This is a genomic window from Mesorhizobium sp. LSJC285A00, from assembly GCF_000503155.1.
GTDB lineage: Bacteria > Pseudomonadota > Alphaproteobacteria > Rhizobiales > Rhizobiaceae > Mesorhizobium.
Window position 1 is genome coordinate 51,190 of record NZ_AYVK01000024.1, and the last position, 20,986, is coordinate 72,175.

A 20,986-nucleotide genomic window follows, 5' to 3' on the forward strand; every position below is an offset into this window, starting at 1 on the left:
ATGAGCGGCGCCAACGAAAGAGCCGACAGAGTGAGCGAAACCACCGCTTCGGGAAAATTGGCGAGCACGCTTTCGCAGGATCAGGTCGCCCGGCTGATGCGCAAGCGCGGCGAGGAATCGCGCTGGTGGTGGATCGTGCCGACGATCTACATCATCGTGCTTCTGCTGCCGATCTACTGGCTCATCAACATGAGCTTCAAGACCAATGCCGAGATCGTCTCCTCGCTGACGCTCTATCCGCATCAGCCTACGATCGCCAACTACGTCACTATCTTCACCGATGCGTCCTGGTATTCGGGCTACATCAACTCGATCACCTATGTTGTCATGAACATGGTGATTTCCGTGGCTGCGGCGCTGCCGGCGGCCTACGCCTTTTCGCGCTACCGCTTCCTCGGCGACAAGCATCTGTTCTTCTGGCTGCTGACCAACCGCATGGCGCCGCCGGCAGTGTTCGCGCTGCCGTTCTTCCAGCTCTATTCGGCTTTCGGCCTGATCGACACCCACATCGCTGTGGCGCTGGCGCACTGCCTGTTCAACGTGCCGCTGGCGGTGTGGATCCTCGAAGGCTTCATGTCGGGCGTGCCCAAAGAGATCGACGAAACAGCCTATATCGACGGCTACTCCTTCCCGCGCTTCTTCGTCAGGATATTCATGCCGCTGATCGCCAGTGGCATCGGTGTCGCCTGCTTCTTCTGCTTCATGTTCTCATGGGTCGAGCTTTTGATCGCTCGCACGCTGACGACCACCGATGCCAAGCCCATCGCCGCCACCATGACCCGCACCGTTTCGGCCGCCGGCATGGATTGGGGCCTGCTCGCTGCCGCCGGCGTGCTGACGCTGATCCCCGGCGCGCTCGTCATCTGGTTTGTCCGCAACTACATCGCCAAGGGCTTCGCCCTGGGGAGGGTGTGATGAAACAAACGCACGGGTTCATCCTCACCATCACCACCAAGGGCTTTGCCCTGGGGAGGGTGTCACCATGAATCTCGACCTCACCTGGATGGCGTGGACGTGGCCGACGGCGGCGTTCTTCGGCACCATTCTTCTGCTGCTGTGCGGCATGGCGTTTTGGGAATTTGCCTCGCCGGGCGGCAATCCGCGCGTCGGCATCCTGCGCTTCGAGACGACGCGCGGCGACCGTCTTTTTCTGTCGCTGCTTGGCAGCGCCTTTATCCATCTCGCTTGGCTGGGTCTTGTCGGATCCAACCTGTGGTGGGCTCTCGCTCTCTCCGTGGTCTACGCCGTCGGCGTGTTCCGCTACGTATAGAGGGGGAAACTGTTGGATCGACCGCGTGCCGGCGGCCGTTCCAGATCGCACTTGAAACCTAAATGTGGAGGAAACCTATGCGACGGCAATTTTTAACATCAACAACTGCCCTTGTCCTGTTGCTCGGGGTAGGCAACGCCTACGCCGGAATGGATGAGGCCAAGGCGTTTCTGGACAAGGAAATCGGCCCGCTGTCGACGCTCGACCGCGCCGGCCAGGAAGCAGAAATGCAGTGGTTCATCGATGCCGCGAAGCCTTTCGCCGGCATGGACATCAAGGTCGTGTCCGAAACCATCGCCACCCACCAGTATGAATCGCAGGTGCTGGCGCCCGCCTTTACCGCCATCACCGGCATCAAGATCACGCATGACGTCATCCAGGAAGGCGACGTCGTCGAGAAGATCCAGACCCAGATGCAGACCGGCCAGAACCTCTATGACGGCTGGGTCAACGATTCCGACCTGATCGGCACCCACTGGCGCTACCAGCAGGTCCGCAACCTGACCGACTGGATGGCGGGCGAGGGCAAGGACGTTACCAATCCGAACCTCGACCTGAAGGATTTTATCGGCACCTCCTTCACAACCGCGCCGGACAAGAAGCTCTATCAGCTGCCCGACCAGCAGTTCGCCAACCTCTACTGGTTCCGTTACGACTGGTTCAACGACGAGAAGAACAAGGCCGACTTCAAGGCGAAATACGGCTACGACCTCGGCGTTCCCGTCAACTGGTCGGCCTATGAGGACATCGCCGAGTTCTTCACCGGCCGCGAGATCGACGGCAAGAAGGTCTATGGCCACATGGACTACGGCAAGAAGGACCCGTCGCTCGGCTGGCGGTTCACTGATGCCTGGCTGTCGATGGCCGGCAACGGCGACAAGGGCCTGCCGAACGGCCTGCCGGTCGACGAATGGGGCATCAAGGTCAACGAGAAATCACAGCCGGTCGGCTCCTGCACGGCGCGCGGCGGCGACACCAACGGCCCGGCTGCCGTCTACTCGATCCAGAAATACCTCGACTGGCTGAAGGCCTACGCTCCGGCCGAAGCCCAGGGCATGACCTTCTCCGAATCCGGCCCGGTGCCGGCACAGGGTGCGGTCGCGCAGCAGATATTCTGGTACACCGCCTTCACCGCTTCGATGGTCGACGCCGGCGCCAAGGCGGTGCTGAACGACGACGGTACGCCGAAGTGGCGCATGGCCCCGTCGCCGCATGGCGTCTACTGGAAGGACGGCATGAAGCTCGGCTATCAGGACGTGGGTTCCTGGACGCTGATGAAGTCGACGCCGACCGACCGCGCCAAGGCCGCCTGGCTCTACGCGCAGTTCGTGACCTCGAAGACGGTCGACGTGAAGAAGAGCCATGTCGGCTTGACCTTCATCCGCGAAAGCACGATCCACGACAAGAGCTTCACCGAACGTGCGCCGAAGCTCGGTGGTCTGATCGAGTTCTACCGCTCGCCGGCCCGCGTTCAGTGGTCGCCGACCGGCACCAACGTGCCCGATTATCCGAAGCTGGCACAGCTCTGGTGGCAGGCGATCGGCGATGCCTCGTCCGGCGCCAAGACGGCGCAGGAAGCCATGGACTCGCTCTGCGCCGAGCAGGAAAAAGTCATGACCCGCATCGAGAAGTCGGGCGTCCAGGGCGATATCGGCCCGAAGATGGCCGAAGAGCATGACCTCGCCTACTGGAACGCCGACGCGGTCAAGAACGGCAATCTCGCGCCTCAGCTGAAGATCGAGAACGAGAAGGAAAAGCCGATCACCATCAACTACGACGAACTGGTGAAGAGCTGGCAGAAGTAATCTTGGCGTACGCGCCAGGATCATAGTGAACGGGGAGGCGGCATCTTGCCGTCTCCCCTGTTTGTATAGGCGAGCTACCGGGAGGACTAATGACCGGATACATCCTTGCAATCGACCAGGGTACGACATCGACCAGGGCGATCCTGTTCGACGGCGCGATGAAGGTCGCCGGCAGCAAGCAGCAGGAATTCACGCAGCATTATCCTGCCTCCGGCTGGGTGGAGCATGATCCGGAAGAGATCTGGGCAAGCGTCGTCGCGACGATCAAAGGCGCGCTGAAGGCCGCCGGCCGCGAGGCCTCGGATGTGGCGGCGATCGGCATCACCAACCAGCGCGAAACCGTCGTCATCTGGGACAAGGCGACCGGCAAGCCGATCCACAATGCCATCGTCTGGCAGGACCGCCGCACCGCGCCGCTCTGCCAGAAGCTGAAGAAACACGGCCTGGAGAAAAAGTTCACCAGAAAAACCGGCCTGCTGCTCGATCCCTATTTCTCCGGCACCAAGATCGCCTGGATGCTGGACAAGGTGAACGGTGCGAGAAAGCGCGCCGAAAAGGGCGAACTGCTCGCCGGCACCATCGACAGTTTTTTGATCTGGCGGCTGACCGGCGGCAAGGTGCATGCGACAGATGCCACCAACGCCTCGCGCACGCTGGTCTACAACATCGAGAAAAATGTCTGGGACGACGAGCTGCTCTCCATCCTGCGCATCCCGGTGGCGATGCTGCCTGAGGTCAAGGATTGCGCCGACGACTACGGCGTGACGGAAAAAAGCCTGTTTGGCGCCGAAATCAAAATCCTTGGCGTGGCCGGCGATCAGCACGCAGCGACCATCGGCCAGGCCTGTTTCGAGCCAGGCATGATGAAATCGACCTATGGCACCGGCTGCTTTGCGCTGCTCAACACCGGCGCCGATCTGGTGCGCTCGAAGAACCGGCTGTTGACCACCATCGCCTATCGGCTGAACGGCAAGACTACCTATGCCTTGGAAGGCTCGATCTTCATCGCGGGTGCCGCCGTGCAATGGCTGCGCGACGGCATCAAGGTGATCGGCAAGGCCGAGCATAGCGGCGTTTTGGCGGCAACCGCCGACCCCACGCAGAACGTCTATCTGGTGCCGGCTTTCGTCGGTCTCGGCGCGCCGCATTGGGACGCCGAGGCGCGTGGCGCGATCTTCGGGCTGACCCGCAACTCTGGCCCGGCGGAGTTCGCCCGCGCGGCGCTGGAATCCGTCGCCTACCAGACGCGCGATCTCCTCGACGCAATGCGCAAGGACTGGAAGGGGGCGTCGGCCAAAACCGTGCTTCGCGTCGACGGCGGCATGGTGGCCTCCGACTGGACCATGCAGCGGCTGGCCGATATCCTCGATGCGCCGGTCGATCGCCCGACCATTCTGGAGACGACGGCGCTGGGTGCGGCGTGGCTTGCCGGCTCGAAAGCAGGCGTGTGGCCGAAGGCGAAGGATTTTGCCAACAGCTGGGCGCTCGAGCGCCGCTTCAAGCCGGACATGGATGCCACGGTGCGTTCGGCAAAACTGGCCGGCTGGCGCGATGCGGTGCGCCGGACGCTGAGCGTACGGTAGTAAATCGTGGCGGGGGAAGGGGATGAATCCACACTGGTATGTCGCCTGGCGCGACGAGGCTGTCGAACAATTGGATGCAAAGAATGCACGCTTGCAGCAGGCGTTCCGACTCGGCAGTTGGCCTCGCTATGACTATGATCTGACAGAAGGAAAGCTTCTGTTCTCGGACAACGGCATCACCAAGGTCGTCGCCGAAATCCAAATCGCCGGATCGACGAGTGCCAAGGCCAGCAACTGGCTCTGGGCTTGGGCAAATTCAAACCTGCCTGGCGAACTGCTTGCCGACGCAAAGCTGGTTCGGTCATTCGGACAGGAGCATTCCATTGATGAGCTGGCTCAATCCTATGCGATAGCTTTGAACAACGACCTGGAAGTGCTCGGCTGGAAGATGACCGCAGTTGCGGTTCGAATCTGCAACGGCCTCGGTGCATACCGTTCTCCGCGTGGTGAAGGCGGAGCCCTGTATCTGATCTTCAAGAGCGTCAATTGGGCCAGCTAATCCGCCGCGCCCGTACCCAAGCAACCTACGGAAAGGCCCGCGCCGTTGCCGGCGCGGGCTTTTCTACACAACACTTGGTACCAACTCAGCTCAATAGGGCGAATTGCACTGCCGACGCGGGCCGTAATTGGGCTGGAATGTGTTGTCCGAAGCGCGGTACGACCGATAGTGGTCGTAGCACCACTGCACATGCGCATCGCCGCGGTTGTTCTCGCTGTTGACGATCGCGCCGGTGATCAAGGCGCCGGTGGTGAAGGCAGCCAGCGGGAACCAGTAGTCGCCGTGACGGCGATAGCCGCGGTGATATTCGCGATAGCCGCGATGGCCATTCCAATAGCTGCCGCCATCATTGTTGCGCGAGAATTGGCGGCCTACGCGGAAATCGCGATTGCCGGAATTGCGGTTGCCATGGCGCATCCACCGCCAGTTGTCATGACGAGAATCGCCCACATTCACGATGTCGGACGAAGTTGCTGATGACTGGGGCACGAACATCTGGGCGGCATTGGCCGGCATAGCGGCGGCCGCGGCAAACGAAATTGACAGGGTGGTCGCCAGTAGACCCGTTGCGATCTTGTTCATGATCTTCTCCTTGAAGGGTGGTTGACGTCCCTTGTGAGACGAAAACGGCCCGCTCGTGCGATGGTTCCCACCAAAACAGTAAGTTGCTGATTTGTAATGTTTCTCGAATTTGGCGCGTGAGAAAAGGCGCGTTTCGCGCGCCAACAGATCGAAGCGGCGACCACGTTGCGGGAGCGGCTCACCGGGCTGGTGACGACGCAATTTGCGGCGCGTCGGGCGATGGCCGAAACCCCGGTGGAACGGCCATCTTTTTCCGGTTGACCGGTCGCGGCACTCTCCCTATGTTCCGCGCAATTTCGAGGGCGGCCTTTAGAGCCCGCGGGAGCGCGTAGCTCAGCCGGTAGAGCAACTGACTTTTAATCAGTAGGTCTCGGGTTCGAACCCCGACGCGCTCACCAGAAATATTTCGTGCGGAAGTTGCCCTGTCAGCAGCCCCCATCGCCCCCTACAATCGCCGCCCGGTCTTGACGTCGAACAGATGAGCGCAGGCGCGGTCGATCTCGATGCGCATCTGCTCGCCCTGTTTCAGTGCCAGCCGCTCGCGGAAAAGGCAGGAGATTTCTTCTCCGGCGCAGTCGACCCTGGCAAAGATTTCCGAACCCGTTGCTTCCAGAAGCACGATCGTGCCGGCGATTCCTTTGGCGGTCGTCGCTCGGATGTGTTCGGGACGGATGCCGTAGATGAGGTCGCCGCCGGGTATGTTTGCCAGGTCGATGCCTTCCGGCAGCGGCAAGATCAGTCCACCGGCGCTGCGGAAAACACCTTCCTCGACATGGCCCCGAATGAAATTCATCGCGGGCGAGCCGATGAACCCGGCAACGAAGAGGTTGGCCGGGCGATCGTAGAGATCGAGCGGTGCGCCGATCTGCTCGACAAGGCCGTCATGCAGCACGACGATCTTGTCGGCCATGGTCATGGCCTCGATCTGGTCGTGGGTAACGTAGATGGTGGTGGTTCCCAGCCGCTGGTGCAGCGCCTTGATCTCGCCGCGCATCTGCACGCGCAATTTGGCGTCGAGATTGGACAGCGGCTCGTCGAACAGGAACACCTGCGGGTCGCGCACGATGGCGCGGCCCATGGCGACGCGCTGGCGCTGGCCGCCGGAAAGCTGACGCGGATAGCGGTCGAGCAGCTTGTCCAGGCCGAGAATGCTGGCGGCCCTGCCGACGCGGCCGGCGGTGTCGGCCGGATCGGCTTTCTTGATCTTCAGGGCAAAGCCCATATTGTCGGCCACCGTCATATGCGGATAGAGCGCGTAGTTCTGGAACACCATGGCGATGTTTCGGTCGCGCGCCCTGAGATTGTTGACGACGCGATCGCCAATGGCGATCCTGCCGCCCGAGATCGTTTCCAGTCCGGCAATCATGCGCAGCAGCGTCGACTTTCCGCAGCCCGACGGCCCGACCAGGATGACGAATTCGCCATCGGCGATGTCGACGCTGACATCGTGGATGATCTTGGCGGCTCCGAAAGCCTTCTGAACGTTGTTGATTGTTACCGATGCCATTGGATTTCTCCCGGAAATGAGTGATGTCGGGGCCGTGCCTCAGCCGCCCTTGACGGCGCCTGCGGTCAGCCCGGCGACGATCTGCCTTTGCGCGAACAGGGTCAGCACCAGCACCGGCAGCGTCACCACAAGTGCCGCGGCGGCGAGCGGACCCCAGCTCACCTGCTCGTAGGAAAGCATGTTGTAGACGGCGACCGGCAGCGTGCGGGTCTCGCGGCTGGCGAGCACAATGCCGAAGACGAAATTGTTCCATGAGAAGATGATCGACAGGATCAAGGCGACGACAATGCCCGGCTTGGCGATGGGCAAGGCGACCAGCCGGAACACCTGCCAGGAACTGGCGCCATCGATGTTGGCCGCTTCTTCCAGCTCCATCGGCGTGGTCTCGAAATAGCCGATCATCACCCAGACCACGATCGGCACCGTCACCACCAGATGGATGATGATCTGCGGCCACAGTGTGCCGAGAATGCCGACCCACTGGAACAGCAGGAACAGCGGAATGAGATAGGAAAGCCCCGGCGTCATGCGGGCGATCATGATGACCACCGCCGAGCGTTCGGCCTTGAGCCGCGCGATGCCATAGCCGGCCGGCACGCCGATCAGCAGCGCCAGCAACGTTGCCGTGCCCGTCACCAGAACCGAATTCCAGAAATAGAGCAGGAAATTGTTCTCCTCGAATACCTTCACATAGTTCGACCAGGCGAGATGTTCCGGGATCAGAATCGGCGGGTATGCACCGTTGTCGATCTCGAACTTCAGCGACAGCGAGACCATCCAGAGGAAGAACAGGATCGCCGGCGAGACGAAGACCAGAGCCGCGAAAAACAGCCCGATCCGGTTGAGCAGCCGTGAACTCATCTATTTGCCCTCCACCCCGATCCATTGGGAGCGCTGGCGCAGCATCAGCAGGATGAAGGACAGCGCGACGATGACGATGAAGAACACCACGGCCATGGCCGAGCCATAGCCGATGTCGTAGTAGGAGAAGGCGGTGTTGTAGAGATAGATGTTGATGGTTTCCGAGGCCGTGCCCGGTCCGCCCTGGGTCATGGCGTAGATGATGTCAAAACTCTTCAACGCATCGATAGTGCGGATGATCATCGCGATCATCAGGAACGGCGCGATCATCGGCAAGGTGAGATAGCGGAATTGCTGCCAGGCGTTGGCGCCATCGATCTCGGCGCTCTCGAAGGGCTCGCGCGGCACGGAGGCCAAGCCGCCCAGCACGATCAGCATCACCAGCGGCGTCCACTGCCAGGTCTCGACCGCAACCAGGGACGGGATGACCGTCCTGGCATTAAAGATCCATTCCTGCGCCGGGATGCCGACCAGCGACAACAGATAGTTGAGCACGCCAAGCTGGGGATGGAACATCATCGTCCAGACCAGCGCCACGGCGACTGGCGTTGCCATCATCGGCATGACGAAGACGCCGCGCAACAGGCCGCGCAGCGGAAATTTGGCGTCGAAGATCAGCGCCGCGACAGTGCCAAGGAACATCGGCGCCGCGACCGAAAGCGCCGTGTAGGTCAGCGTATGGAAAAGCGATTCCCAGAAGCGTTGGTCGACGGCCAGCCGCAGATAGTTTTCCATCCCGGCAAAGCTTCGCGCCTGGCCGAGGGTCCAGCGGTTGACGCTCATCCACAGTGTGAAGGCCCAGGGAAAGACGATCACGGCGCCGACGACGACGAGCGCCGGGACGACGAAAGGCCAGTAGTTGGGAGCCAGACGGATGGTCTGGCCCCCTTCGATGGCTTGCGTCGTCACCCCGGTGCGTTCTGGGGTGATGGCGGACATCAGCCTTGCTCGCTCCGGTCGAGCACCGGCTGGAACTGCTCGGTAGCCTTCTTCAGTTCCTCCGCCGGATCGGCGCCGGCGATCAGATTGGTCAGCGCCACGCCATAGATGTCGCGGAACTCGGTGACCGGAATGATGACCGGCAGCGACAGCCGGCTGACATTGCCCGAGCCGACCACGGCATCGAGCCAACTCGCCGGCATGGTGACGCCTTCGCGCACCTTGGGATCTTCCAGCACCGACTTGCGGAACGGCACGCCGGCACCCGCCTGCAGCAGGCGCGCGCCCATGGCGGGCGAAATCGCCCACTGGCAGAAGAGGTAGGCGGCCTCCTTCTTCTCGCTGGCGGCCGTCACGCCGAGGCCGTCGCCAAAGGTGCCGGCGGCATGCGCCTTGGGCCCCTTGGGCATGACGCCGTAGCCGACCTTGCCGACCACTCGTGACTTTTCCGGGTTTTCCATCGGCGGGGCAAAGCCGACGCCATCGAACCACATGCCGATCTTGCCTTGCAGGAAGGCGGACTGGGCTTCGGCCCAGTTGAATCCGGTGACGCCTGGAGGCGCCGACTTGGTCATCAGCCGCTGGTAGAGGCTGGCGGCCTCGACCGCCTCGGGCGAGGTCGTGCGCAGCTTGCCCTTATCATCGAGCGGCGTCATGTCGTAGCCGAGCATCAGCGACGTCCACACCGGCGTGTTGGCGTTTTTCAGGCCGCGGGCGACAAAGCCGTAGGTGTTGGTCGACGGGTCGGTCAGCGCTTCGGCGGCCGCCACCAATTGCTCGAAGGTTTCAGGGTATTTGAGGCCCTTGGCCTCGAACAATTCCTTGTTCCAGTAGACGATCCAGTAGTCGACTGAGAACGGCAGCGAGCGCAGCACGCCCTGGCCGTCCTTGGCAAACAGCATGCCGGCATCGGCGAAATCGGTTTCCACCAGCGCAGGATCGGTCAGGGTCGGGTCAGCGAGATAGCCTGATATGTCGGCCAGCCAGTCGCCCTTTTCGAACTGGCGCTTCTGCACGTGGTAGCTCAGATGCACGACGTCGAAGCTCGGTTTGCCGGAGCTCAGTTCGATCACCGTCTTCTGGCGCTGCTGCTGTTCAGGCGTCGCTTCGGCATTGACCTTGATCCCGGTCAGTTCCTCGAACTCGGCGATGTATTTTATCAGCGTGTCGCTGCGCGGGCTTTTCACCAGATTGACGTCAAGCGTCGTTCCCGCAAAGCGCTTCCAGTCGACGCCGGCGGCAAAGCTTGGGCGAACACCGGCAAAGCCGGCGGCGGCAAGGGCGGCGGTTCCCTGGAGGAGTTGCCTCCTGGTTGGGTTGAACAGATTGGACGACATTTTCTTCCTCCCGGTTGTTGTCGTTGTCGATTGCGCCGCAGCGACCGCGGCGCGGCTCATGCTTCCTCAGATTTGCAGCGCCAGCCGGCGCGCCTTGTCGATATGCTGGCTAATGGCCTCGACCGCCTTGCCAGGATCGCGGCTCTGCATCGCATCGATCACCGCCAGGTGCTCGCGCATGACCGGCACGACGCGCCCGTCGATACGGAACCGCTCCTGGTGGATCAGCCGGATCTTCACCGAATTCACCAGATAGGCCTTGGCGATGATCTCGTTGCCCAGCGCATCGATGAACGTGTCGTGCATGGCCCAGTCGATGGTCTGCGCCTTGGCCTCCATCTCCGGCGTCGGGGTATGCGCCAGCGCCTGGGCAAGCATGTCCTCATGCTCGCGCCGCAAGCGGGCAAGCTCGGCGTCGGAGGCGCAGACCGTAAACAGCGCCACCGCTTCACGCTCCATGAACAGGCGGAACTGAAAGGCCTCGCGGATCAGGCTGATATCGATATGGGCGATCTGCATGCCGCGCTGCGGGATGGTCGTCAGCAGTCCTTCCGCCTCGAGACGCGGCACGATCTCGCGAATGGCGCCGAGCGGCAGTCCGGTGAAGGCAACCAGCTCACGCTGCGACACGAACTGGCCCGGCTTGAAGTCGCGCGCCAGCAAATGCCGCGTGAAGCTGGCATAGGCCTTCTCCCTGAGGGTGGTCGGTTCGTTGCCGTCTTCCATTTCGGCGCGCTTCTCTTTGCCGGTCAGGCCGGTTCCCTGGCAAACAAGCTGTCATAGGCTGCGGCAAGCTGCTGCTGCCCTTGCGACGCGATCGGCTCCAGCGGCGGACGGACCGCCAGCCAGCGCTCGTCGCCGGTCTTACGCGCCACCATCACCTTTACCGCCGGGGTGACCGGATATTTGAGCAATTCGAGCACAAAACTCTCGACGCGAGGATCGTCGCGCCCGTCCTCGGCCATGGCGCGGATTTCGCCCGGGACGAAATTGGCCATGCCCGAGATTGCGCCTTGACCACCCAGTCGCACCGCACGCGCCAGATGCCTTTCATCGCCGATCAGGATCACCAGATCGCCATGGGCGGCAAGCAGCGCCTCGCTGTAGCTCCAATTTCCACCGGAATCCTTGACCCCGGCGACCACGTCGGGAAAAGCAGTGCGCAACCGGCCGATCAGGCCAAGCGAAAGCTGCACCATGGTAACCGAAGGGATGTTGTAGAGCAGCACGTCACGGGCGAGGGGGCCGAGCGCGGCAAAGACGGCGGAGAACCAGCCGAAAAGGCCCTCCTCGCCGACATTCTTGAAGTAGCTCGGCGGGGCCAGCAGAATGTTTCGGGCGCCTCGCTGCAAGGCATGCTGTGCCTGTTCGGCGGCGTCTTCGGCGGCGTCGACCAGCACGCCGGCAACGAGTTGATGCGGCAAGATTCCAGCAGCCAGCATGGCTTCGGTCACCGACCGCCGCTCCGTCGTGCCCACCGACGCGCCTTCCCCTGTGGTGCCGAAAAGCGTCACGCTGCCGCAACCCTGCGCCAGGCAACTTTTGGCCTGAGCGATCATGGGAGCGGTGGCGATCTGCCCGCGGGCATCGAAAGGCGTGGCGAGAGCGGCCGAAAGGCCAAAGCGTGATGTCACCGGAAGGTCTCCGAAGTAGGTGTGTATGCCGTGCTAGCACACTAACATGTTAGTCGTAAATTGGGGTGGTGCGCTTTTTTAACGGCGGAGGGCCTTCACAGGTTCGAAGCCCATGGCGGATCGAGACCATTGGCGAAACAGCAGGATGGTCCAGTGTTCGGGCGCGGAGCGGCAGCTCCAAGCTTGTCCCCATTCCAGTCGATGGCTAAACTCAGCCTTCCCAGGGGAGGTTCTGACATGACACTTCAGCTTTCGGCGGATGCTGTCGCTCCTAAGGCGGCGGCGCCTCAAAAATACCTCTTCGGCCCGGTCGCCGATTTCCTCATGCTGGGCGGCAGCGCCTTTCTCATCCTGCCGGTGCTGTTTCTCGTTCCGCTCGAATATGAAGGTCCGGTGGCCGCAACGATGGTCTTCGTGGCCTATCTCGTGAACTATCCCCACTTCGCCCACTCCTACCAGCTCTTCTACCGCAATTTCGGGCGCAAGGTGACGGGCGACGGCTACGACAGGAGCCTGCAGCTCCGCTACATCTTCGCGGGCATTGTCGTGCCCCTGGTCATGGCCGGGTTCTTTGCCTATGGCGCCGCGGCGGCGAACACGCGCCTGCTCGGCTATGCCACCAACGCCATGTTCTTTTTTGTCGGTTGGCACTACGTCAAGCAGGGCTACGGCATGCTGATGGTGGATGCGGTGCTGAAGCGCAAATTCTTCGACGACCGCGACAAGAAGGTGCTGCTGGTGAACTCCTATGCGGTGTGGATCCTGGCATGGCTGCAGACGAATACGGCGGTCACCCAAGGCAAATATTACGGCCTCGACTATTACACCTTCGCGGTCCCTTCCTGGATCACCGACATCGCCTTGCTGGCAGCCATTGCTTCGACGGCGGCTACGCTTTTGATGCTGGTCAATCGCTGGCGAAAGAACGGTGGCAAGCTGCCCTATAACGGCATCGTGGCCTACGCCGCGTCGCTCTATCTCTGGATCCTGATTGTGAGAATAAATCCGCTCTGGCTGCTGATCGTGCCGGCGCTCCACTCGCTGCAGTACCTCGCCGTGGTCTGGCGCTATCAGACCAATGTTGAGCGTGACAGCTCCGATGCCGAACGCGATCCGCAGCCGAAAATCCTGTCCTTTCTTGGCCCCCTCTACAGGTTTCGGCTCCTCGGCTTCATCGTCGGCGGCACGGCCCTTGGCTATCTCGGCTTCTGGCTGATCCCATCCGCGCTGACGGCTTTGATTCCCTATGACAGGCAAGTGCTGGGGTCATCGCTGTTTTTCTTCATCGTGCTCATCTTCATCAATGTGCACCATTATTTTCTCGACAATGTGATGTGGCGCCGTGGCAATCCGGAGGTATCGAAGTATCTGTTCCGCTGACTGATGCGCAGACTGTCGAGCCCGGTTTTCGTCAGCTGTCGAGTATGCCATTGCGAGCGTGATCGTCAGTGCAACGGAGAGCCCTGGAATGGCGGAGTGCTTTTCCGAGAGCCGCCTGGAAAAATACCCTGCGGTGGCATCTGTACCGGCGTTGGCGCCGCCGGCGTGACCCTCGACGCGTGAGTTGCGGCCGACGTGCGGCGGGATCGGCTGGAACGTCACGAAACCAGTGAGACATTGCCGCCGGCATGGCGCTCGATGCGGCCGGCAAGGTCGAGTTCCAGCAGCACCATGGAGACTTGCGCGGCGTTGAGGCCGGTGTGGCGGATGATCTCGTCCACGCCCACCGGCGTTGGGCCCAGCGCCTCGAGCACGCCGCTGCGTTCGTCCTCACCGGGCGGGGGTGTTGCCGAAAAATCGGGTGCCTTTTCTGGCGGCGCAATGCTTCGCGTTCGCGTGCCCGCCAAGGGTGCGATCGCACCGGAAACATCGGCCGCCTCGGTGACCAGGGTGGCGCCATCCTTGAGCAGCCCGTTGGAGCCGGCGCAGCGCGGATCGAGCGGCGAACCCGGTACGGCAAAGACCAGCCGGCCCATCTCGCCGGCCAGGCGCGCGCTGATCAGCGAGCCGGAGCGTTGCGCAGCTTCGATCACCACCAGTCCGAGGGCGGCGCCCGCGACAAGCCGGTTGCGGCGCGGAAAATCCTGCGCCCGCGGCTGCCAGCCGAACGGCATTTCCGAAATAACGGCGCCGCCACGCTCGGCAATGTCGTCGCACAAGCCGATATTTTCGGGCGGGTAGGGGACATCGAGCCCACCGGCCAGCACACCCACTGTACCAGTCGAGAGACTGCCCTGGTGTGCTGCCGTGTCGATGCCGCGCGCCAGGCCGGAAACGATGACGTAGCCGTCGCGGCCAAGATCCGCCGCCAGCATGCGCGCCATCTTGATGCCGGCGAGCGACGCGTTGCGGGCGCCGACGATGGCCACCGCCGGCAGGCGAAAGACGGCTGCCTCGCCCTTCACGGCAATCAGTGGCGGCGGATTGTCCATGTTTTTCAGCATCGGCGGGTAGTCGGCCTCGCCGATGCCGACGAAGCGGGCGCCGTTTTCACTGGCTGCGTCGAGTTCCGCTTCGGCTTCCTCCACGGAAGGAATGCGCATGATCCTTTTGGCTCCGCCCGAAATCATCAGCTCGGGCAGCATCTCCAACGCCGCCTCCGCCGAACCAAAGCGGTTGATCAATTCGCGAAACGAGGCCGGGCCGACATTTTGTGTGCGGATCAGCCGCAGCCAGCTCAGCCGCTGCCGGTCGCTGAGGCGCGGCCCGGCGGCGGGCTTGCTCAACCCTTGGCTCCGATCTTGCCTTCGGTGCCGGCAAGAAGGCGCGAAATGTTGGCGCGATGTTTGAAGATGACGATCAGGCTCATCACCAGGAACAGCCCGGCGGTCTCAGGTGTGCTCCAGAAATAAAGCGGGATCGGCACGATGACCGCCGCCGTCAGCGCTGCCAGCGAGGAATAGCGAAACAGAAAAGCCATCGCCAGCCAGACGACGATAAAAATCAGCGCCACATGCCAGCCGAGCGCGATCAGCACGCCGAGATAGGTCGCCACGCCCTTGCCGCCCTTGAAACCGAGCCAGACCGGAAACAGATGGCCAAGGAAGGCGCCAAGGCCCGCCCAGAGTCCAAGGCCGGCCCACAGTCCGTAGTCGTGTCCAAAATGGCGCGCGATCATCACCGCCGCCGTACCCTTCAACGCGTCGAGCACCAGCGTCGCGGCGGCGAGGCCCTTGTTGCCGGTGCGCAGAACGTTGGTGGCGCCGATATTGCCGGAGCCGATTTTGCGCACATCGCCGAGGCCGGCCGCGCGGGTGATCAAGAGGCCGAAGGGAATCGAGCCGAGGAGATAGCCGAACAGCAATGCCAGGATAACGTTATAACTCATTGTTTGCCCCCGCATTTCCCCAGCAACATATCGGTCTGCGACGTGGCGCGATCGCTCTAGCTCGAAAACACTGTGCGGCCCGCCACCAGCGTTTGCAAGACCATGCCTTGCAGCCGCGCACCTTCGAAGCAGGTGTTTTTCGAGCGCGAGCGGATGCCGCTTTCACTCACGATCCAGGGTTCTTCAAGGTCGATCAGCGCAAGATCGGCCGGCGCTCCCTGCTTCAGCGTGCCGCCCGGCAGGCCGAACAGCCTTGCTGGTGCGGTGGACAGTGTTTCGACCAGCCGAAGTAGCGGCACGTCGCCATTGTGGTAGAGCCGAAGCGCTGCTCCAAGCAGCGTCTCCAACCCGATCGCGCCGGCAGCTGCATCGGCGAAGGGAAGGCGCTTGGTGTCGACATCCTGCGGGTCGTGCGAGGAGACGATGATGTCGATCGTGCCGTCCTTGACCGCCTCGATCATGGCCAGCCGGTCTTCCTCCGCGCGCAAAGGCGGCGTCAGCCGGAAGAAGGTGCGGTATTCCCCGACATCGTTCTCGTTCAGCGACAGATTGTGGATCGCCACGCCCGCCGTGACATTGGCCTTGTCGGCTTTCGCGCGCGTCATCGCTTGCGCTGCCATCGCCGTCGAGATCTTGGCCGCGTGGTAGGCGCCGCGCGTCAGCCGTGCCAGCGCCAGGTCGCGCTCCAGCGGGATGGACTCGGCCTCGCGCGGAATGCCGGCAAGGCCGAGCCAGCTGGCATACAGGCCTTCATTCATCACGCCTGCCGAAGCGAGGTCGCCATCCTGTGTCTCATGTGCGATGACGCCGCCGAAATCGCGGGCATAGGTCAGCGCCCGGCGCATCACCAGTGCGCTGGATATTGTGTGCCGCCCATCGGTGAAGGCGACCGCACCGGCCTCGCGCAACAGGCCGAATTCGGTCATCTCGCGACCGGCGAGGCCTTTGGTGATCGCCGCCGCCGGAAAGATGTTGACGCTTGCCGTGTCCCGGGCGGTGCGCAGCACGAATTCGACCAGCGCGACATTGTCGATCACCGGGTCGGTGTCGGGCATCATGACGACGGAGGTAACGCCGCCGGCCGCCGCCGCAACGCTGGCCGAAGCGATGGTCTCGCGATGTTCGCCGCCCGGTTCGCCGATGAAGACGCGCGCGTCGATCAGGCCGGGAATGATTGCCTTGCCGGCGCAGTCGACCACGGTGGCTCCCGCCGGCAGGCCCTGGTTCAGGGCAGCCTTGCCGGCGGCAACGATCTTTTTCCCTTCGACGATGACGGTGCCGACCTCGTCGATGCCGCGTGACGGGTCGACGATGCGGGCGCGCTCAAAGACCGTCGTGCTCATGCCACCCGGCCCTCGTTGCGGCGCGGGTCGAGCAGCGCTTCCATCACCGCCATGCGCACGGCGACACCCATCTCGACCTGTTCCTGGATGACGCTTTGCGGCCCGTCGGCGATTTCGGACGCAATCTCGACGCCGCGGTTCATCGGACCGGGATGCATCACCAGCGCGCCGTCCTTGGCGGCCTTCAGCTTTTCGGCATCGAGGCCGAAATAGCGAAAATATTCGCGCACCGAAGGCACGAAGGCGCCTTCCATCCGCTCACGCTGCAAGCGCAGCATCATCACCACGTCGGCGCCCTTGAGGCCCTCGGCCATCGAGCGCGAGACGATGACGCCCATTTTCTCGATGCCGGACGGCAGCAGGGTCGACGGCGCCACCACACGCACCTGCGCACCAAGCGCGTTCAACAGCATGATGTTGGAACGCGCCACGCGAGAATGCAGGATGTCGCCGCAGATCGCTACGATCAGTTTCGACAGCGGCCCCTTCGCGCGGCGGATAGTCAGCGCATCGAGCAGCGCCTGCGTTGGGTGCTCATGCGCGCCGTCGCCGGCATTGACCACCGAGCAGCCGACCTTCTGCGCCAAAAGGGCGGCGGCGCCCGCCGATTGGTGGCGGATGATCAGGATGTCGGGCCGCATGGCGTTCAGCGTCATCGCCGTGTCGATCAGCGTCTCGCCCTTCTTCACCGAAGAGCTCGCCACCGACATGTTCATGACGTCGGCGCCGAGCCGTTTCCCGGCCAGTTCGAACGACGACTGCGTGCGCGTCGAGGCTTCGTAGAAGAGGTTGATCTGGGTGCGGCCGCGCAGCGTCGAGGTCTTCTTTTCGGACTGCCGCGAAATGGCGACGGCGCGATCGGCCCGGTCGAGCAGGAGCTCGATATCACCGGGGGAAAGATCGCGGATGCCCAGAAGATGGCGGTGAGGATAAAGCGGCAGGGACGAAGCGTCGGTCATCTCAAGGCGCTGCTATAGGGGGGAGAATTCCTTGCCGCAAGCGCCAGCTTGGGATTGCGGCCTTTCTCCCCGGTATTTTCGTCGCGCGCGCCGCCTGGCTTGGGCTATATCTAGCCGATTGCTTCGGATTCGAAGCCTTGTGATGATAAGGCCTTTCTACCGTTAGAAGGCCCTTCTACTTTCAGAAGGATTGGGCGTGACCGACGACGTGACCAACCAGCCGCCGCCGCTGACGGGCGGCAACGCCTGGCGGGGCGATCCGTTGCTGATCCAGCTTGCCGAGCGTTTTTCCGATCCGGTGCGCAAGGACCTCGACGGGCTTGGCCGGTTCGTCCTGACGCAGGAGGCGCAGGAGCTGGCGCGCCTCGCCAATGTCGAGACGCCGAAGCTCCGCACGCATGACCGTCAGGGCCGGCGCATCGACCTCGTCGAATTCCATCCGGCCTATCATGCGCTGATGCGCCGCTCGGTTGCCGGCGGCCTGCATTCCTCGATCTGGGAAAACGGCGATAGCGAGATCGGCCGTCGCCATCAGGTGCGCGCCGCGCGTTTCTACCTGACCGCCGAACTCGAGACCGGGCATCTCTGCCCCATCACCATGACCAGCGCTTCGCTGGCCGCCCTGATGGCCAGCCCAAAGCTGTTTCGCGAATGGGCGCCGCGCGTGACGACGCGCAAATACGACCAGAGCCAGAAGCCGCCGGTCGACAAGGCCGGGCTGACGCTCGGCATGGGCATGACCGAAAAGCAGGGCGGCACCGACGTGCGCGCCAACACCACACGGGCCGAACGCGCCGGCAGCGGCTTTTATCGCCTCACCGGCCACAAATGGTTCATGTCGGCGCCGATGTCGGACGCTTTTCTCGTGCTTGGACAGGCGCCGGAAGGGCTTTCCTGTTTTCTCGTCCCGCGCATCCTCGGCGACGGTTCCGGCAACGGCTTCCGCTTTCAGCGGCTGAAGGACAAGCTCGGCAACCGCTCCAACGCCTCATCGGAGGTAGAGTTCGTCAACGCCATCGGCGAGATGGTCGGCGAGCCCGGCGCCGGTATAAAGACGATCATGGACATGGTCACGCTGACCCGGCTCGACTGCGCCGTCGCCTCGTCGGCAATCATGCGAGCGGGGCTGGCTGAGGCCGTGCATCACGCCCGTCACCGCCAGGTGGCCGGCTCGACGCTGATCGAACAGCCGCTGATGCAGCGCGTGCTGGCGGACATGGCGCTCGATGTCGCCGCCGCCACGGCACTCTCGTTCCGACTGGCGCGCTCCTTCGACGAGGCTGCCGGCGACCGCGGCGAGGCTGCTTTTGCCCGCGCCATGACCCCGGTGGTCAAATACTGGGTCTGCAAGATCGCGCCGCCACTGCTCTATGAGGCGATGGAGTGCCTCGGCGGCAATGGCTATGTCGAGGAAGCGCCGCTCGCCCGCTACTACCGCGAAGCCCCGGTCAATGCGATCTGGGAGGGCTCAGGCAATGTCATGGCGCTCGACGTGCTGCGCGTGCTCGGCCGCGCGCCCGGCCTGTTCGAGGAGGTGCTGGCCGGCATCGACCGCGATCTCGGCGCCGGCGGACGCGGAACCATTGGCGTGCTCAAGGCGGCCATGCAGGTCGCCGGCACCGATGAGGGGTCGGCCCGCCTGCTGACCGAACAGCTGGCGCTGTCGGCGGCAGCTGCGGAATTGCGCCGGCTGGGGGCAGGGCGGATTGCGGACGCCTTCGTCGAGACGCGGCTCGCCGGCCAGTGGCGCAACACCTATGGCATGCTCGATTCGCGCCACGATGCGCGCATGATCATCGACACGCTCTATCCGCCGGTGAATTGAGGGCCTTCCGCCAGTCCGTGAACGAATTTGCCTGCCTGTGGACAGCCGTTAACCTTAACGAATGGTTTCCGTTGCAGCCGCAGGCCGCAGACCCCACTGTCTTTGTCACCAAAGCAGGAATGCCATGCGGCACATTTTGACGTCCTTTCTGGCCTTGCACTGGGCGCTGGTTTTCGCCCTGCTGGCGTTCATCTGTGTCGATGGAAACCGCGGCGTTGCGGGCGCTCTGGGCGTGCTCGGCGTCGTCGTGGAAAACACTCGTCTGGCCGATCTCGACAATGCTGCCGTCGTGGCGCCGCTGGCCATCGCCTTGCTGGTCGTGGCGGTGCTGTTTTGCTGGGTCTTCGTCGAGAGCCTGGTTAACGCCGCGGCGAGCCCGGACGGAGCCGACAGTGTGGCGCGGACCGCCTTCATTTCGGCATCCGCGGTGTTGTCGCTCATCCTGATCGGCGGCGCAGCGCGAGGCATCAACGGCCTGTTTTTGGTTGTCGCCGTGCAATTGGCGGCACTTCTGGCCTCCTATGTCGCCATGCTGGCCGAGCGGAGGTCGGTCTTCGCTGTCATGGTTTCTCGGGAGGCAGAGAGCCGCGCCACCGCCCATGCCATGGCCAAGGGTGCCGCGCACGGCTCCTTGCTGTCGCGCATTTCCGGCCGTCCGGACATTGGTCCCAGCGGTCGCAGAGGCGGCTCCAGCCGCAGGGACGGTCACTGATGCGCACGCTGTTCGCATTGTGGGCCGCGCCACTCGCTCTGTTCTGGGGCTGGTTCTTCCTGTCGCTCAACGACATCAATTTCGGCTACGTCATGCTCAGCCGGCAGCTGCATGATTTCGTGTTTCAGCTCTACGGGCAGATGCTGGGCATCGATCCGGCGATCATTCCGGGCATGGTGGCAAGGGCCTGCATCTTCGACGGCTTCCTGCTGATGGCATTGTGGGCGTTTCGCCGCCGCCGCAACATCATGGCCTGGGTCAGGCGGCAGGCGGGGAATCCGGTTCCGTCCGATCGCGTGGGTCAAGCGACTGGAGCCGGTCCAGAACTCCCTGCAGAATAAAGGCCGCAGCCGCCGAATCGATCTTGTCGGCGCGCTTTCGGCGCGAGAAATCCATCTCGATCAGCGTCCGCTCCGCCGCCACCGTCGACAGCCGCTCGTCCCACAGCACGAAGGGCAGGTCGGTTATGCCTGCCATGTTGCGCACGAAGGCGCGCGACTTCTGGGCGCGGGGACCTTCCGAACCGTCCATGTTGATGGGGAGACCGAGTACAAACGCGCCGACATTGTCCTTCTGCAGCTGGGCGAGCAGTGCTGCCGCATCCAGCGAAAATTTTTTGCGCAGGATGACCGCGCGCGGATGGGCGAAGGACAGGCCGCGGTCGGAAACGGCGACACCGATCGTCTTGTCGCCGAGGTCGAGCCCGGCCAGCGTCCTGCCGCCCTCCAGCCGTGCCGGCAGATCCTCGATTGCTATGATGCCCAACGGCTTTCCCCAACCAGTTTTACCGTGACCCAGTCTA

At 63.1% G+C, this 20,986-nt stretch carries 21 protein-coding genes and 1 tRNA gene; 10 read left to right on the forward strand and 12 right to left on the reverse strand.

The window, feature by feature from the left end; genetic code table 11:
- From X726_RS150140 to X726_RS150120, 5 genes are all read left to right on the forward strand, one after another.
- Positions 1-915 (forward strand): carbohydrate ABC transporter permease, encoded by a 915-nt coding sequence (locus X726_RS150140; protein ID WP_023670976.1) that lies wholly within the window; start codon positions 1-3, stop codon positions 913-915.
- 67 nt (positions 916-982) lie between these two features.
- Positions 983-1,270, forward strand: coding sequence for a DUF2160 domain-containing protein (locus X726_RS150135; protein WP_023670977.1), 288 nt, complete (start codon positions 983-985; stop codon positions 1,268-1,270).
- A 77-nt stretch (positions 1,271-1,347) separates the two neighbouring features.
- Positions 1,348-3,075 (forward strand): ABC transporter substrate-binding protein, encoded by a 1,728-nt coding sequence (locus X726_RS150130; protein ID WP_023670978.1) that lies wholly within the window; start codon positions 1,348-1,350, stop codon positions 3,073-3,075.
- An 89-nt stretch (positions 3,076-3,164) separates the two neighbouring features.
- On the forward strand, positions 3,165-4,658 hold the full coding sequence (gene glpK, locus X726_RS150125) for a glycerol kinase GlpK (protein WP_023670979.1): 1,494 nt from the start codon (positions 3,165-3,167) through the stop codon (positions 4,656-4,658).
- Between the two features lie 22 nt (positions 4,659-4,680).
- Positions 4,681-5,157: a DUF6882 domain-containing protein gene (locus X726_RS150120; protein WP_023670980.1), complete on the forward strand. Its 477-nt coding sequence runs from the start codon at positions 4,681-4,683 to the stop codon at positions 5,155-5,157.
- Between the two features lie 90 nt (positions 5,158-5,247).
- Here X726_RS150120 and X726_RS150115 read toward each other — a convergent pair whose 3' ends face one another.
- Positions 5,248-5,739 (reverse strand): BA14K family protein, encoded by a 492-nt coding sequence (locus tag X726_RS150115; protein WP_023670981.1) that lies wholly within the window; start codon positions 5,737-5,739, stop codon positions 5,248-5,250.
- Between the two features lie 322 nt (positions 5,740-6,061).
- Between X726_RS150115 and X726_RS150110 the strand changes: the two genes are divergently transcribed.
- Positions 6,062-6,137, forward strand: a tRNA-Lys gene (locus X726_RS150110).
- 47 nt (positions 6,138-6,184) lie between these two features.
- Here X726_RS150110 and ugpC read toward each other — a convergent pair.
- The 6 genes from ugpC to X726_RS150080 form a co-directional block, all read right to left on the reverse strand.
- On the reverse strand, positions 6,185-7,246 hold the full coding sequence (ugpC, locus tag X726_RS150105; RefSeq protein WP_023670982.1) for a sn-glycerol-3-phosphate ABC transporter ATP-binding protein UgpC: 1,062 nt from the start codon (positions 7,244-7,246) through the stop codon (positions 6,185-6,187).
- A 39-nt stretch (positions 7,247-7,285) separates the two neighbouring features.
- On the reverse strand, positions 7,286-8,107 hold the full coding sequence (locus X726_RS150100; protein ID WP_023670983.1) for a carbohydrate ABC transporter permease: 822 nt from the start codon (positions 8,105-8,107) through the stop codon (positions 7,286-7,288).
- Positions 8,108-9,046, reverse strand: coding sequence for a sugar ABC transporter permease (locus X726_RS150095; protein ID WP_023670984.1), 939 nt, complete (start codon positions 9,044-9,046; stop codon positions 8,108-8,110).
- Entirely contained in the window at positions 9,046-10,383 is a 1,338-nt protein-coding gene (locus tag X726_RS150090) for a sugar ABC transporter substrate-binding protein (protein ID WP_023670985.1), read from the reverse strand. The genes X726_RS150095 and X726_RS150090 overlap by 1 nt, the downstream gene beginning before the upstream one ends.
- A gap of 66 nt (positions 10,384-10,449) precedes the next feature.
- Positions 10,450-11,109, reverse strand: a complete 660-nt coding sequence (locus X726_RS150085) for a GntR family transcriptional regulator (RefSeq protein ID WP_023670986.1) — start codon at positions 11,107-11,109, stop codon at positions 10,450-10,452.
- Positions 11,110-11,132: 23 nt separating this feature from the next.
- Positions 11,133-12,017, reverse strand: a complete 885-nt coding sequence (locus X726_RS150080) for a dihydrodipicolinate synthase family protein (protein ID WP_023670987.1) — start codon at positions 12,015-12,017, stop codon at positions 11,133-11,135.
- A gap of 237 nt (positions 12,018-12,254) precedes the next feature.
- On the opposite strand from X726_RS150080, the gene X726_RS150075 reads away from it, so the two are divergent.
- Positions 12,255-13,397 carry a hypothetical protein gene (locus X726_RS150075; protein WP_023670988.1) on the forward strand — a complete coding sequence of 381 codons (1,143 nt, stop codon included), beginning with the start codon at positions 12,255-12,257 and terminating at the stop codon, positions 13,395-13,397.
- A gap of 218 nt (positions 13,398-13,615) precedes the next feature.
- Here X726_RS150075 and dprA read toward each other — a convergent pair whose 3' ends face one another.
- Genes dprA through X726_RS150055 form a run of 4 tightly spaced genes read right to left on the reverse strand, consistent with a single transcriptional unit; the run spans position 13,616 to position 17,647 of the window.
- The gene (gene dprA / locus X726_RS150070) at positions 13,616-14,743 is read right to left on the reverse strand and encodes a DNA-processing protein DprA (RefSeq protein ID WP_023670989.1); all 1,128 of its coding nucleotides are present in this window, start codon (positions 14,741-14,743) and stop codon (positions 13,616-13,618) included.
- Positions 14,740-15,345, reverse strand: a complete 606-nt coding sequence (plsY, locus tag X726_RS150065) for a glycerol-3-phosphate 1-O-acyltransferase PlsY (RefSeq protein ID WP_023670990.1) — start codon at positions 15,343-15,345, stop codon at positions 14,740-14,742. Before plsY ends, dprA begins: the two co-directional genes overlap by 4 nt.
- Before the next feature lie 56 nt (positions 15,346-15,401).
- The gene (locus X726_RS150060; protein WP_023670991.1) at positions 15,402-16,688 is read right to left on the reverse strand and encodes a dihydroorotase; all 1,287 of its coding nucleotides are present in this window, start codon (positions 16,686-16,688) and stop codon (positions 15,402-15,404) included.
- On the reverse strand, positions 16,685-17,647 hold the full coding sequence (locus X726_RS150055) for an aspartate carbamoyltransferase catalytic subunit (RefSeq protein ID WP_023670992.1): 963 nt from the start codon (positions 17,645-17,647) through the stop codon (positions 16,685-16,687). Before X726_RS150055 ends, X726_RS150060 begins: the two co-directional genes overlap by 4 nt.
- A gap of 196 nt (positions 17,648-17,843) precedes the next feature.
- Here X726_RS150055 and X726_RS150050 point away from each other — a divergent pair, with 196 nt between their 5' ends.
- From X726_RS150050 to X726_RS150040, 3 genes are all read left to right on the forward strand, one after another.
- Positions 17,844-19,472 (forward strand): DNA alkylation response protein, encoded by a 1,629-nt coding sequence (locus X726_RS150050; protein ID WP_023670993.1) that lies wholly within the window; start codon positions 17,844-17,846, stop codon positions 19,470-19,472.
- Positions 19,473-19,596: 124 nt separating this feature from the next.
- Positions 19,597-20,184 (forward strand): hypothetical protein, encoded by a 588-nt coding sequence (locus tag X726_RS150045; protein ID WP_023670994.1) that lies wholly within the window; start codon positions 19,597-19,599, stop codon positions 20,182-20,184.
- Entirely contained in the window at positions 20,184-20,525 is a 342-nt protein-coding gene (locus X726_RS150040) for a DUF6105 family protein (protein ID WP_023670995.1), read from the forward strand. The genes X726_RS150045 and X726_RS150040 overlap by 1 nt, the downstream gene beginning before the upstream one ends.
- Here the strand turns inward: X726_RS150040 and ruvX are convergent.
- Entirely contained in the window at positions 20,443-20,949 is a 507-nt protein-coding gene (gene ruvX / locus X726_RS150035; RefSeq protein ID WP_023670996.1) for a Holliday junction resolvase RuvX, read from the reverse strand. The genes X726_RS150040 and ruvX overlap by 83 nt on opposite strands.
- Positions 20,950-20,986: the final 37 nt, after the last annotated feature.

Excerpts from the sequence above, each read along its gene's own strand:
- X726_RS150055 (WP_023670992.1), bottom strand. The coding sequence starts at position 17,647 with ATGACCGACGCTTCGTCCCTGCCGCTTTATCCTCACCGCCATCTTCTG.
- X726_RS150120 (WP_023670980.1), top strand. The coding sequence starts at position 4,681 with ATGAATCCACACTGGTATGTCGCCTGGCGCGACGAGGCTGTCGAACAA.
- X726_RS150040 (WP_023670995.1), top strand. The coding sequence starts at position 20,184 with ATGCGCACGCTGTTCGCATTGTGGGCCGCGCCACTCGCTCTGTTCTGG.
- ugpC (WP_023670982.1), bottom strand. The coding sequence starts at position 7,246 with ATGGCATCGGTAACAATCAACAACGTTCAGAAGGCTTTCGGAGCCGCC.
- X726_RS150085 (WP_023670986.1), bottom strand. The coding sequence starts at position 11,109 with ATGGAAGACGGCAACGAACCGACCACCCTCAGGGAGAAGGCCTATGCC.
- X726_RS150100 (WP_023670983.1), bottom strand. The coding sequence starts at position 8,107 with ATGAGTTCACGGCTGCTCAACCGGATCGGGCTGTTTTTCGCGGCTCTG.
- X726_RS150090 (WP_023670985.1), bottom strand. The coding sequence starts at position 10,383 with ATGTCGTCCAATCTGTTCAACCCAACCAGGAGGCAACTCCTCCAGGGA.
- X726_RS150140 (WP_023670976.1), top strand. The coding sequence starts at position 1 with ATGAGCGGCGCCAACGAAAGAGCCGACAGAGTGAGCGAAACCACCGCT.
- glpK (WP_023670979.1), top strand. The coding sequence starts at position 3,165 with ATGACCGGATACATCCTTGCAATCGACCAGGGTACGACATCGACCAGG.
- plsY (WP_023670990.1), bottom strand. The coding sequence starts at position 15,345 with ATGAGTTATAACGTTATCCTGGCATTGCTGTTCGGCTATCTCCTCGGC.
- X726_RS150135 (WP_023670977.1), top strand. The coding sequence starts at position 983 with ATGAATCTCGACCTCACCTGGATGGCGTGGACGTGGCCGACGGCGGCG.
- X726_RS150045 (WP_023670994.1), top strand. The coding sequence starts at position 19,597 with ATGCGGCACATTTTGACGTCCTTTCTGGCCTTGCACTGGGCGCTGGTT.
- X726_RS150115 (WP_023670981.1), bottom strand. The coding sequence starts at position 5,739 with ATGAACAAGATCGCAACGGGTCTACTGGCGACCACCCTGTCAATTTCG.
- X726_RS150060 (WP_023670991.1), bottom strand. The coding sequence starts at position 16,688 with ATGAGCACGACGGTCTTTGAGCGCGCCCGCATCGTCGACCCGTCACGC.
- X726_RS150075 (WP_023670988.1), top strand. The coding sequence starts at position 12,255 with ATGACACTTCAGCTTTCGGCGGATGCTGTCGCTCCTAAGGCGGCGGCG.
- X726_RS150130 (WP_023670978.1), top strand. The coding sequence starts at position 1,348 with ATGCGACGGCAATTTTTAACATCAACAACTGCCCTTGTCCTGTTGCTC.
- X726_RS150095 (WP_023670984.1), bottom strand. The coding sequence starts at position 9,046 with ATGTCCGCCATCACCCCAGAACGCACCGGGGTGACGACGCAAGCCATC.